The sequence below is a fragment of the Pseudomonas entomophila genome, assembly GCF_029478665.1.
In the GTDB taxonomy this organism is placed as follows: domain Bacteria; phylum Pseudomonadota; class Gammaproteobacteria; order Pseudomonadales; family Pseudomonadaceae; genus Aquipseudomonas; species Aquipseudomonas entomophila_F.
In genome coordinates this window covers 18,516-31,268 of record NZ_JARPQB010000003.1, presented here as the reverse complement: position 1 = coordinate 31,268, position 12,753 = coordinate 18,516, and the positions used below count along the sequence as shown (strand labels likewise).

Below are 12,753 nucleotides of genomic sequence, written 5' to 3'. Positions count from 1 at the left end.
TTGAGTTACGCGATTCAGAAACTGTCGGTGGTGCGGAAACCACCACCGCCGGAACTGCTGGAGGTGCTGAAACCGCCTCCACCGAAACTGCCAGAGGTGCCATGGGAGTTGCTCGAGTCGTTGCCCCGGCTGGTGCTCCTGCTGTCATCCCGGCGTTGTGATGACACGAACTGCCGACCTTCATCGAACAAGCGCTGCACTTCGGACTGTTCCAGCTGGCCGCGCATGTAGTCGTCGAGTATTTGTTCGATGGGCTGCTGCAGCTGGTATTCATGGCTTGGATCGCTGTAATGGGCATCGCGCAGCGCGTACTCCAGGGTCTTGGCCCGGTCATAGCGTTGGCGCTGTTTGTCGCTCTCATCGCGCAGGCCTTTCAGGGGCTGCTGAATCTCCCGTAGTCGCGCGTGCAGCAACTGCAGGTCGCTTACCAGCACGTCGTCATCCGGGTTCGGTGTCCTGGCTGCCTCGATGATCAACTCGGCCAAGGGGCGTGCCCTGAGCCTGTCGGTGATGCTCTGGCGAATCTGCAACAGGTGGGGATCGCGCTGCTGATTGAATTCGGCCAGTTGAGCATGCAGTGAACTGGCGTGGGCCTTGGCCTCGTTCAACAGCACTTCCAGCGCTTGTTCCTCGGCCAGCAAGGCCTGCATGCCAGCTGCTTCACGGGCTTTTTCCAGATGTTGCTGGTGCTGCGCTTGCAATTGTTGCCGCGTCTGGGTGAGGGTCTGGCGCTGGGTCTCGTTGCGCGTGTACATGGCCAGCAAGGTCTGTTCGTTGGCGTAGTTGGCGTGAAAGTCGACCTTGCGTGCCAGGTAGTCGTCCAACGCTCGCTGGAGGGGGTAAGGTCGGTATTGCTCGGTGCCATAGCCACAGGCCTTGAGAAAACGGTAGAGCGGGTTGCTCTTGTAGCCCTCCAGCTTGTTGGCGCACTCGTTGCGGATTTCCTCGTAGCCAGCATCGGACTGCTGTTCGGCTTGCCGGTTTGCATTCAGTTGTTCCAGCAGTTGGGCGAAAGCGGGGTCCTCGTCGAGCAGGCGCTGTGCCTTGGCATCGAGCTGGTCGAGATCACTGCGCACCTGCTGACGTTTGTCCAGTCGGGCTGCTATCAGTTGCTCGACTCGTTCGATTGCCTGGATCAGGTTCGCTCGGGCGTACTCCCGCTGCTCGAACAACAGCCGTGTCTGCAGGTCCTGCTCGGGGTCGATATTCAGCTGCAGGGTGGCGATCTGGCCCAGCTTCGAGGTGATCTGGTCTTCCAGTCGGGCTTCCTGGTCGAGCTGGGCATACAGCGTCTGCTCGGCTTCACGCCTGGTCTGTTCGGCCTGGCGCGAGTTGTGTTCGAGCGCATTGACAAGGGCGATCGGTTTCATGGCATCACCATTCCAGAATCATGTCAGGGGTGGCATTGGTGCTCTGGCTGAAGTGCATGCTCAGGCTGTTCACCGGTTTTCTGCCAATCAGGCGTTGGCTGATATGGCCATCTTCTAGCTTGTCCTGCCGGACACGCAGGTACTCGTCGTAGCTGACGCGCACACCAAAACGATCGGCCCAGCGGGTCTTGCCGGTCTCCACGCTGGTCACCGGCACCCATGTCTGCTTGCCGGCAGCGTCGAAGGGTTCGACGATCAGGTACCAGCTTTTGCCTCGCGTGCTGTTCGGATTGCAGCCGGAATTTTCGTAACAGCGCTCCACGCCCGACTTGATGCCGGGGCGATCGACCAGCTCGATGGTCAGGGGTTCTGCGGCGTAAATCAGGTAGTCCTTCACTGCGTCGAGGGTGGAGTCGGCCTTTTCCAGTTGCAGCTTGGCGATGTCTTCACCGGCAAGGTTGAGCCAGTCGGCCAGTTGCTCATGATCGGTCTTGGGCAGCGGCATGGCATTCAGGCGATTGTGCAGTTGCTGCTGCCGGTCGAGGCTGATGTAGAGGTGCTCCACGCGGTTGAGTCGTTTTCTGGCCTTTGCCAGGTTGTTTTGCGCGCCGGCCAACACGAAGTACGCTTGTTCGATTCGAGCATTCAAGGTGGCGCGGTTGTCGCGGGTGATCGGATCGGGTCGCGCGACATTCAATGATTGGCTGGGGCTGGGCAGCACACGCTCGATCTTGACGAGCAGGTCCGCCACCACTGGAACCGGTTGGCGTGCCTGGCGAGCCTTGGATTGCTCCAGACGCTGGCGCTGCTTGGCTAGATCCATCTGCAGCAGTTGGACGTCGATGGCCAGTTGATCGGCGCTCAGGCCCGCCCGAATGTTTAATCCACTCTCCACCAGAAAGCGTGTGCCCAGGCCCAGTGCAATCAAAAGCACACTGTAAGCCACGCCTTTGAGAAGCGGTCGGTAGGCCATGGCCAGACGAGCCAGCAGGCGCTGCGTGAAGCCCAGGGCAGGCGCTTGGAACTCGAGGCGTCGTGCGAAGAACTGGTGTACGCCTTCCTCGACCGTTGCTTCGTCGAAGGCGATGCCATGGCTCTGGTAGTAAGTACGAATGCCTTCGGCCACTTCGGCGCGGCGCCGAGGTAAGTCAAGGTGCTCCTGGATGGCCATTTCGCGATGACGCAGTTGGTCAACCAGCCCCATGGCACCGATCCGTTCACTCAATGGGATGCTCATCGATTGCATTCCAGGGGGCGGTGGCGCGGTGCGCGCGCCAGGCAATAGCTCATGGTGCTCCTTGCATGAGTGGGAGAGGGGTCGTGCAGTATACCCATGAATAACGGCCAAATGATGGCTCGCTCTCTGCAGCCTGTTGATCCCGTCCAGCGCGCACAAAAAAGCCCGCATCTCTGCGGGCTCTTCGGGTCGATCAGCGCATCAGGCCGCTTTGGCCTGCTGCTGGCTCAACGACCGGTTCAGCGCGCTGAACAAGGCCTTGAAGCTGGCGGTGGTGATGTTCTCGTCGATCCCCACCCCATGCACCGGACGGCCACCGGCCACACGCAGTTCGATGTAGGCCGCCGCCTTGGCATTGGTGCCGGCACCGATGGCGTGCTCGTTGTAGTCCATGATCTCCACATTGACCGGCAAGCCGGCCACCAGCGCTTCCAGGGCGCCGTTGCCCTTGCCATGCCAGTGCAGGGTGGTCTCGCCTTCACCGGAGACTTCCACCTGCACGTGGCTGCTGCCGTTCTCTTCCTGCAGGCGGTGGCTGACCAACGCGTACGGTGCGTTGGCTTGCAGGTATTCCTTCTGCAACAGCTTGTAGATCTGCTCGGCGGTCATTTCCAGGCCGAGACGGTCGGTCTCGCCCTGCACCACCTGGCTGAACTCGATCTGCATGCGGCGTGGCAGGCTGATGCCGTACTCCTGCTCAAGCAGGTAGGTGATGCCGCCCTTGCCCGACTGGCTGTTGACGCGGATCACCGCCTCGTAGCTGCGGCCGATGTCGGCCGGGTCGATCGGCAGGTACGGTACTTCCCACAGTTCGCCTTCCTGCTGCTTGGCGAAGCCCTTGCGGATGGCGTCCTGGTGCGAGCCGGAGAAGGCGGTGTGGACCAGGTCGCCGACGTAGGGGTGGCGTGGGTGAACTGGCAACTGGTTGCACTCCTCGACGACCTTGCGCACGCCATCGATGTCGGAGAAGTCCAACTGCGGGTCGATGCCCTGGGTGTAGAGGTTCAGGGCGAGTGTGACCAGGTCGACGTTGCCGGTGCGCTCGCCGTTGCCGAACAGGCAGCCTTCGGCGCGGTCGGCGCCGGCCATCAGGCCCAGCTCGGTGGCGGCGATGCCGGTGCCACGGTCGTTGTGGGTGTGCAGGCTGATGATCACGCTGTCGCGGCGGTTGACGTTGCGGCAGAACCATTCGATCTGGTCGGCGTAGACATTGGGGGTGGCGACTTCGACGGTGGCCGGCAGGTTGAGGATGACCTTGTGTTCAGGCGTTGGGTTCCACACCTCGATCACCGCGTCGCACACCTCTTTGGCGAACTCCAGCTCAGTGGCGCTGAAGGTCTCCGGCGAGTACTGGAAGGTCCACTGCGTTTCCGGCTGCTGGGCGGCGTACTTGACGAACAGCTTGGCGGCGTTGACCGCGATGTCCTTCACGCCCTGCTTGTCCTGGTTGAAGACGATGCGGCGGAACGACGGGCACGTGGCGTTGTACAGGTGGACGATGGCCTTCTTGGCGCCGCGCAGGGACTCGAAGGTACGGGCGATCAGGTCTTCACGGGCCTGGGTGAGCACCTGGATGGTGGTGTCGTCCGGGATGTGGCCGTCTTCGATAAGCGAGCGCACGAAGTCGAAGTCGGTCTGCGAGGCCGACGGGAACGAGGCTTCGATTTCCTTCACGCCCACCTGCACCAGGGTCTTCCAGAACCGCAGCTTCTTCTCCGCGTCCATCGGCTCGATCAGCGACTGGTTGCCATCACGCAGGTCGGAGCTGCACCAGATCGGTGCCTGGGTGATGGTCTTCGACGGCCAGGTACGGTCGGGCAGGTCGATGGTCGGGAACGCGCGGTATTTCTTCGATGGGTCTTTGAGCATGGTCATGGAAGCAATCCTTTTATGTGCGGCCGTGATCGGGCCTGCCAAACGTAAACAAGAGAAAAAGGCGAGGCGACGCGATTCACCCTGGTAGTCGGGCGCTGACCAGGCAGAGGCTGCGGTGTTGTCGGAGCAGGGTGCTGAAGATGTTCATGTGCTCAACCCTAACCAGTGGGTTGGGGGATGGCAAGCATTGCGAGAAAATTGAGAGGAATGCTTAAAAAAGCATAAAAGGCGAGATTTTATGGCTGCTTTGTTGGCTTTGTGCTTTCTGTATTGCGCTGGATTATTTGAACGCGCAAACCAATTGGCCTGTGCTGTCTTCTTTGCGGGTAAACCCGCTCCCACAGGGGCAGCGCTGCCTTCAAATGCCTGTGGAAGCGGGCTTGCCCGCGTAAGGCACGACTCGGCTTCAGGGTTGGAACGCGCCAATGAAAATCGCCGGATCGACTCGCGCATCGTTCAGGCTGACGTTCCAGTGCATGTGCGGCCCGGTCGCTCGCCCGGTCGAGCCCACGCGCCCGACCACCTCGCCCCGGCGCAGCACCTGCCCCGGTTTCACATCGATCTTCGACATGTGGCAGAACATGCTGATGAACCCCTGGCCATGGTCGACGAACACGGTGTTGCCATTGAAGAAGTAGTCACCTACCAGGATCACCTTGCCGTTGGCCGGGGTCTTGATCGGCGTGCCTGCGGGCACGGCGAAATCCAGGCCGGCATGGGGGTTGCGCTCCTCGCCATTGAAGAACCGGCGCACGCCGAACTTGCTCGAGAGCGGGCCGTTGACCGGCTTGTCGAGGACCAGGTTGCTGGGCACGGCCGGGCTGAAGCTGCGATAGGCCTTGATCTGCTCGGCCAGCTCGCGGTCGATGCGCTTGAGGTCCTGGGGCTCAGGGTTGACCTGGCGTTTGTTCTTCAGGGTGATGTGCTGCTCGGGATACTTCTTGCTGCCCACGCTGAAGGGTATGTTGCGCCCGTCCTGGGTCAGCACGGCGGCGCCCGGCTTCTGGGTCAGCGGGATGCCGACGATGGCCAGCCAGTTGTCCTGTTCCCTGACCACCAGCACCGGCTTGCCGTCGAAGCGCGCGCTCGGCGCGCTGGCGGATGGCCCCAGGTTGACCACGGCCACACCGCCGGGCACCGGCTTGTCGAGGGTGCGGGTGATGTAGCTGGCCTGGGCCGTGGTGAGCGGCAGCAGCAGGGCGAGGGCGAGCAGGGGCGCGAACAGGCGGGGCATGTGTCAGTCCAGTAGCGAGAGGGTGACCGGGGTCTGGTGGTTGTCCTCGACCCGCACCTTGAGCTCGCCTTCATTGAGGCGGGCGGTCAGGCGCTGGCCGTTGTGAGTCTGGGCGGCGCTGCGGATGGCCTGGCCGTGTTCGTCGAGCAGGATGCTGTAGCCGCGGGCGAGGGTGGCCAGTGGGCTGACTACCTGCAAGGTCTGCAGCTGCGCCTGGAAGCGCTGGCGGCGGTCCTTGAGCACGTCGCGCATGGCCTTGGGCAGGCGTTCGGCGAGGCTGTCCAGGCGCTGCTTCAGCAGTTTCAGGCTGCGCCCGGGGTGTTGCGCGGCCAGGCGTGTGTCCAGGCGGCCGAGGCGCTCGTGGCGCTGGTTCATGTTGAGCGCGAAGGCACGGCGCAGGCGCATGTCCAGGTCGTCCAGGCGCTGGGCCTGCTGGCGCAGACGTTCGCCGGGGTGGCGCAGGCGCCGGGCCAGGCCCTCGACACGCAAGCGGTCGTGAGCCAGGCGGCTCTGCATGCGCAGCAGCAGCCGCCGCTGCAGGCTGTCGAGGCGCTGCTGCAGGCCGCTGCTGTCGGGAGCGAGCAGTTCGGCGGCGGCGGACGGCGTGGGGGCGCGCACATCGGCGACGAAATCGCTGATCGACACATCGGTCTCATGGCCCACGGCGCTGACGATCGGCGTGGCGCAGGCGGCCACGGCGCGGGCCACGGCTTCTTCGTTGAAGCACCAGAGGTCCTCCAGCGAGCCGCCGCCACGGGCCAGGATCAGTGCGTCGAAGCCTTGCCGGTCGGCCATCTGCAGGGCACGGACGATCTGGCTGATGGCCTCGCGACCCTGCACGGCGGTGGGGATCAGATTAAGTTCGACCTGCGGCGCGCGGCGGCGGAACACACTGATGATGTCGCGGATCACCGCGCCGGTGGGCGAGGTGATGATGCCGATGCGCTGCGGGTGCGCGGGTAGCGGCCGCTTGCGCTCGGTGCTGAACAACCCCTCGGCGCCGAGTTTTTCCTTCAATGCTTCGAAGGCCAGGCGCAGGGCGCCATCGCCGGCGGGCTCGACGGTGTCGAGGATCAGTTGGTAGTCGCCGCGGCCTTCGAACAGCGAGACCTTGCCACGCACCCGCACCGCCAGGCCGTCGCGCAGGGCCTGGCGCACGCGCAGGGCGTTCTGCCGGAACAGCGCGCAACGGATCTGCGCGCCGCTGTCCTTGAGGGTGAAGTACATGTGCCCGGAGGCCGGGCGGGCGAGGTTGGATATCTCGCCTTCCACCCAGACACTGCGGAACACATCCTCCAGCAGCACGCGGGCGCGGCCGTTGAGCTGGCTGACGGTGAGGACCTCGCGGTCCAGGCCAAGTCGTTCGAAGGGGTCTTTGATCATGGCGGGCATCATAAAGGACATGGACGGGGTTGTCTGTGTTAGCCAGTCACGGAGTGCGCGCCCTTGTCCGCCGTAGGAGCCAGCCTTGCTGGCGAAAGGGCATTCAGTTGCGCATCGCCATCACGAACTGTCGCACCAGGTCCCCGGCATCCCGCCGGCAGGCCAGCGCCACGGTGCTCTGACAAGCTTCGACCAGTGGTACGAAGCACACCGACGCCGGCGCGATCTCGCGCATGCTCGCCGGCAGCAACGCCACCCCGAACCCCGCCTGAATCAGCTGCAACTGCGTGGTCTTGCGTGACACCACCTGCGCGGCCCGGGGGAAGAACCCTGCGCTCATGCACAGCGACGCCGACAGATAGCTCAGGCCGCCCCGTTGCCGATGAGGAATGGAGATGAAGCGCTCTTCACGCAGTTGCTCCAACCTCACGCTGGTTTCGGATGCCAATGAATGTTGGGCGGCCACCGCCAGCAGCAACGGCTCATCGAACAAAGCGTGCAACACCACGCCCTCATGCTGGCGCAGCACGGGCAGGCGCAACAGGCCGATCTCCAGGCGCCCCTCGGCGATATCTTCCAGTTGCGCTTCCGAAGATTGCTGGGCGATTTCCAGGGAAACGCCGGGGTTGTCGCCCAGGTAACCGCCGAGCCGCTCAAGCAGTTGCCCGGTCAACGGCACGGTACTGGAGTGGTTCAGGCGCAGGCTGCCGCGCAAGCCTTGGCCGACTTCACGAGCCAGGCGCTCGGCCTTGTCCAGGTCGGCCAGCAGGCGCCGCGCCCGGTCGAGAAATGCCAGCCCGGCAGCGGTCAGCCGTGGCTGGCGGGCAGTGCGCTCGAACAGGGGCGTTGCCAACTGCTGTTCAAGCTCCTTGATCTGCCGGCTGAGGGCCGATTGGGCGATGTACAGCCGCTCGGCGGCGGCACTGAAGCTGCCGCTCTCGGCGATTTCGACGAAGTAGCGCAGTTGGCGGATCGAAGTCATGTCATGCCTTTTTAAGATGGCTTGTGGCGCAAAGGCATATTAGTCGGCATGGCTGACGACTGGCTAACCTGCAGGTGTCTTCCCAGGAGTCGTTGCGATGCTTGCCCAACTGTCGTTCTCCGGCCTCGACTGGCTGCCGATCCTGCTTGGCGTGGCCGTGGCCTATATCGTCTTCGGCATTGCCGGCTTCGGCACTGCGCTGGTCGCCGGCCCTGTGCTGATTCACTTCATGCCGTTGTCGCGGATCGTTCCGCTACTGGTCCTGCTGGATTTCGTCGCCTCCTTAGGCAATCTGCTGCCGTCCCGGCGGGATGTGGTGCACGGCGAGTTGCTGCGTCTGTTGCCCTTCATGGCCGTGGGCTGCGCGTTGGGCGTGGTGTTCCTGCTGCACTTGAAATCGGATGTTCTGCTGTTGCTGATGGGGCTCTTCGTCACCGCCTATGCGGTCTACGGCCTGGCGGTGAAGGTGCGGCCGGCGAGTCTGTCGGGCGCCTGGGCGGTGCCCATGGGCACGGTGGGTGGGCTGTTCGGCGCCATGTTCGGCAGTGGTGGCTTTTTGTATGCGATCTACCTGAGCGCCCGGTTGGAGGCGAAGGAGCAGGTGCGGGCGACCCAAGTCGCGCTGATCAGTTGCAGCACGGTGGTGCGCCTGTCGCTGTTCATGATCGCCGGGGTGTATGCCGATGCCAGCCTGCTGCTTCTGGCCGCCTGCCTGTTACCGGTGATGTTCGCAGGTACCTGGCTGGGGCGCCGGCTGACCCTGAAACTGTCCCGCGAAGCCTTCGTGCGGCTGATCACCTGGCTGGTGCTGGCCAGCGGCCTGGCGTTGATCGCTCGCTACCTGAGCGCCTGAGCAGGCGGTAGAATTGCGCGATTATCGCTGTCCGCAGGCTCGTTTCGTTCATGAACACCCAAAGCATCATCGTCCCCAAGCTGTCTACCGTGCCGGTCCACGAAGCCCGTGCCCGGGCCATCCTGCGCTGGCTGGTACGCGAGAAGATCGTCGAGGAGCAGTTGACCACGTGCGGGCGCACCGGCAACCGCATGGGCCATGCCCTGGCCGAAGGCGCGCGCAAGGTGGCGTTGCATCCGCAGAAGCTGCCGCTCGGTGAGCAGGTCAACGGCCTGGAGGTGATGCTCAAGCGCTGCATCTATACCCCCACCGAGGGCTTTCTCGAAGAGGCCGGCTGCCCGGAATGCCGGCGCGAAGTCGGTGAGCCGCTGTTCGAGAGCCTGGAGGAGTGGATGCCGGGGGTGAGCGACAACTTCACCTGCCCGCTGTGCGGCTTCGAAGACGACATCAATGGCTTTCTTTACCTGCAGCCATGTGCCTTTTCCAACCTCGGGTTCATCTTCAACAACTGGGGCGAGGCGGGTTTCACCCAGGCCTTCCTCGACAGCTTCGCCGACTGGCTCGACCAGCCGGTGGCCGTGGTGCAGGTAAAAGTGCCACAGGCCTGACCGAAGGCCCTTATTTTGCATTGAGCGGCGCGCCATGGATGGGTATAATGGCGCGCTTCCATTTTTCCCTCCCGGGAGCCCCCGCGATGCTGCGTATCAGCCAAGAAGCCCTGACCTTCGACGATATCCTCCTTGTACCCGGCTACTCCGAGGTACTGCCCAATGAAGTCAGTCTCAAGACACGTTTGACTCGTGGCATCGAGCTGAACATTCCCCTGGTTTCCGCCGCCATGGATACCGTCACCGAAGCGCGCCTGGCCATTGCCATGGCCCAGGAAGGCGGCATCGGCATCATCCACAAGAACATGACCATCGAACAGCAGGCCGGCGAAGTGCGCAAGGTCAAGAAGTTCGAGGCTGGCGTGGTCAAGGACCCGATCACCATCGAGGCCGACGCCACCGTGCGCGACCTGTTCGACCTCACCCGCCTGAACAACATCTCCGGTGTTCCGGTGCTGGAGAACGGCGACCTGGTCGGCATCGTCACCTCCCGTGACGTGCGTTTCGAAACCCGCCTGGACGCCAAGGTCCGCGACGTGATGACCCCCAAAGAGCGTCTGGTCACCGTCCGTGAAGGCGCCGACAAGAACGAAGTCCGCGAGCTGCTGCACAAGCACCGCCTGGAAAAAGTCCTGATCGTCGACGACAAGTTCGCCCTCAAGGGCATGATGACCGTCAAGGACATCGAGAAGGCCAAGGCCTACCCGCTGGCCAGCAAGGACGACCAGGGCCGCCTGCGCGTCGGCGCCGCGGTCGGCACCGGCAAGGACACTGGCGAGCGCGTTGCGGCGCTGGTCGCGGCCGGCGTTGACGTGGTTGTCGTCGATACCGCCCACGGTCACTCCAAAGGCGTGATCGACCGCGTTCGCTGGGTCAAGGAGAACTACCCGCAAGTGCAGGTGATCGGCGGCAACATCGCCACTGGCGCCGCTGCCAAGGCCCTGGCTGAAGCCGGCGCCGACGCGGTCAAGGTCGGTATCGGCCCAGGCTCGATCTGCACCACCCGCATCGTCGCCGGTGTCGGCGTGCCGCAGATCAGCGCCATCGCCAACGTCGCCGCCGCACTGGAAGGCACTGGCGTGCCACTGATCGCCGATGGCGGCATCCGTTTCTCGGGTGACCTGTCCAAGGCCATCGTCGCTGGCGCCTCGTGCGTGATGATGGGCTCGATGTTCGCCGGTACCGAAGAAGCGCCGGGTGAAGTCGAGCTGTTCCAGGGCCGTTCGTACAAAGCTTACCGCGGCATGGGCTCGCTGGGTGCCATGGCACAGGCGCAAGGCTCCTCCGACCGCTACTTCCAGGACTCCTCGGCCGGCGCCGAGAAGCTGGTCCCGGAAGGCATCGAAGGCCGCGTCCCTTACAAAGGCGCCCTGGCCGCGATCATCCACCAGCTGATGGGCGGCCTGCGTTCGTCCATGGGCTACACCGGCAGCGCGACCATCGAAGAGATGCGCACCAAGCCGGAGTTCGTGCGCATCACCGGTGCCGGCATGGCCGAGTCCCACGTGCACGACGTGCAGATCACCAAAGAAGCCCCTAACTACCGCGTAGGCTGAGGCTTCAAGCAATAGCAAGCGGGGCTGTCATGACAGCCCCGTGTCGTTTCCGATTTCCACTGACGAGATTGAGTCATGGCCCTCGACATTCACGCTCACCGCATCCTGATCCTCGATTTCGGTTCCCAGTACACCCAGCTGATCGCCCGCCGCGTGCGCGAAATCGGTGTGTACTGCGAGCTGCACCCGTTCGACATGGACGATGAAGCGATCCGCGAATTCAACCCGCGCGGCATCATCCTGGCCGGTGGCCCCGAGTCGGTCCACGAAGCCAACAGCCCACGCGCCCCGCAAGCGGTGTTCGACCTGAAGGTCCCGGTGCTGGGCATCTGCTACGGCATGCAGACCATGGCCGAGCAGATGGGCGGCAAGGTCGAAGGTTCCGACCTGCGCGAGTTCGGTTATGCCCGCGTCGACGTGGTCGGCAAGAGCCGCCTGCTCGACGGCATCGAAGACCACGTCGACGATGACGGCGTGCTGGGCCTGGACGTGTGGATGAGCCACGGCGACAAGGTCACCCAGATGCCGGGCAACTTCAGCGTGCTGGCCAGCACCCCGAGCTGCCCGATCGCCGGCATGTACGACGACGCCCTGGGCTACTACGGCGTGCAGTTCCACCCGGAAGTGACCCACACCAAGCAAGGTGGTCGCATCCTGTCGCGCTTCGTCCAGGACATCTGCGGCTGTGAAGCCCTGTGGACACCATCGAACATCGTCGAAGACGCCATCGCCCAGGTGCGTGAGCAAGTCGGTTCGGCCAACGTTCTGCTGGGCCTGTCCGGCGGTGTCGACTCGTCCGTGGTTGCCGCGCTGCTGCACCGCGCCATCGGCGACCAGCTGACCTGCGTGTTTGTCGACAACGGCCTGCTGCGCTTGCACGAAGGCGACCAGGTGATGGCCATGTTCAAGGAGAACATGGGCGTCAAGGTGATCCGCGCCGACGCTGAAAAGCAGTTCCTCGACAACCTGGAAGGCGAAGCCGACCCGGAGAAGAAGCGCAAGATCATCGGCCGTACCTTCATCGACGTGTTCGACGCCGAAGCCAGCAAACTGGACAACATCCAGTTCCTCGCCCAGGGCACCATCTACCCCGACGTGATCGAGTCGGCCGGCGCCAAGAGCGGCAAGGCCCACGTGATCAAGTCGCACCACAACGTCGGTGGCCTGCCGGAGGAGATGAACCTCAAGCTGGTCGAGCCGCTGCGTGAACTGTTCAAGGACGAAGTGCGCAAGATCGGCCTGGAGCTGGGCCTGCCGTACGACATGGTCTACCGCCACCCGTTCCCGGGCCCGGGCCTGGGCGTGCGCATCCTCGGTGAAGTGAAGAAAGAGTACGCCGACATCCTGCGTCGCGCCGACCACATCTTCATCGAAGAGCTGCGCAAGGCCGACTGGTACCACAAGACCAGCCAGGCATTCGTGGTGTTCCAGCCGGTCAAGTCGGTCGGCGTCGTCGGCGACGGCCGTCGCTACGCCTGGGTCGTGGCCCTGCGTGCCGTCGAGACCGTGGACTTCATGACCGCGCGCTGGGCGCACCTGCCGTACGAGCTGCTGGAGACTGTCAGCGGTCGTATCATCAACGAAATCGACGGCATCTCCCGCGTCACTTACGACGTGTCGAGCAAGCCGCCAGCCACTATCGAGTGGGAATGAGT

10 protein-coding genes are annotated in these 12,753 nt (G+C 63.7%); 4 read left to right on the top strand and 6 right to left on the bottom strand.

Annotated elements, in window-relative coordinates:
* Nucleotides 1-14: 14 nt before the first annotated feature.
* The 6 genes from P5705_RS02280 to P5705_RS02255 form a co-directional block, all read right to left on the bottom strand.
* Complete coding sequence (locus tag P5705_RS02280; RefSeq protein WP_277459391.1) at nucleotides 15-1,370, bottom strand: hypothetical protein; 1,356 nt, start codon at nucleotides 1,368-1,370, stop codon at nucleotides 15-17.
* Nucleotides 1,371-1,374: 4 nt separating this feature from the next.
* Nucleotides 1,375-2,778 (bottom strand): DUF6384 family protein, encoded by a 1,404-nt coding sequence (locus tag P5705_RS02275; protein WP_277459390.1) that lies wholly within the window; start codon nucleotides 2,776-2,778, stop codon nucleotides 1,375-1,377.
* Nucleotides 2,779-2,808: 30 nt separating this feature from the next.
* Nucleotides 2,809-4,482: a 2-isopropylmalate synthase gene (leuA, locus tag P5705_RS02270; protein ID WP_277459389.1), complete on the bottom strand. Its 1,674-nt coding sequence runs from the start codon at nucleotides 4,480-4,482 to the stop codon at nucleotides 2,809-2,811.
* A gap of 406 nt (nucleotides 4,483-4,888) precedes the next feature.
* Nucleotides 4,889-5,716, bottom strand: a complete 828-nt coding sequence (locus P5705_RS02265; RefSeq protein ID WP_277459388.1) for a M23 family metallopeptidase — start codon at nucleotides 5,714-5,716, stop codon at nucleotides 4,889-4,891.
* Nucleotides 5,717-5,719: 3 nt separating this feature from the next.
* A complete protein-coding gene (gene xseA, locus P5705_RS02260; RefSeq protein WP_277459387.1) occupies nucleotides 5,720-7,099 on the bottom strand; it encodes an exodeoxyribonuclease VII large subunit in 1,380 nt (459 codons plus the stop codon).
* A 103-nt stretch (nucleotides 7,100-7,202) separates the two neighbouring features.
* Nucleotides 7,203-8,081, bottom strand: coding sequence for a LysR family transcriptional regulator (locus P5705_RS02255; protein WP_277459386.1), 879 nt, complete (start codon nucleotides 8,079-8,081; stop codon nucleotides 7,203-7,205).
* Nucleotides 8,082-8,178: 97 nt separating this feature from the next.
* Between P5705_RS02255 and P5705_RS02250 the strand changes: the two genes are divergently transcribed.
* The 4 genes from P5705_RS02250 (at nucleotide 8,179) to guaA (ending at nucleotide 12,751) form a co-directional block, all read left to right on the top strand.
* The gene (locus P5705_RS02250) at nucleotides 8,179-8,934 is read left to right on the top strand and encodes a sulfite exporter TauE/SafE family protein (protein ID WP_277459385.1); all 756 of its coding nucleotides are present in this window, start codon (nucleotides 8,179-8,181) and stop codon (nucleotides 8,932-8,934) included.
* Between the two features lie 50 nt (nucleotides 8,935-8,984).
* Nucleotides 8,985-9,542, top strand: coding sequence for a sugar ABC transporter ATPase (locus tag P5705_RS02245; protein WP_277459384.1), 558 nt, complete (start codon nucleotides 8,985-8,987; stop codon nucleotides 9,540-9,542).
* 86 nt (nucleotides 9,543-9,628) lie between these two features.
* The gene (guaB, locus tag P5705_RS02240; RefSeq protein ID WP_213658146.1) at nucleotides 9,629-11,098 is read left to right on the top strand and encodes an IMP dehydrogenase; all 1,470 of its coding nucleotides are present in this window, start codon (nucleotides 9,629-9,631) and stop codon (nucleotides 11,096-11,098) included.
* Nucleotides 11,099-11,173: 75 nt separating this feature from the next.
* Nucleotides 11,174-12,751: a glutamine-hydrolyzing GMP synthase gene (guaA, locus tag P5705_RS02235; RefSeq protein ID WP_240065548.1), complete on the top strand. Its 1,578-nt coding sequence runs from the start codon at nucleotides 11,174-11,176 to the stop codon at nucleotides 12,749-12,751.
* Nucleotides 12,752-12,753 lie beyond the last annotated feature (2 nt).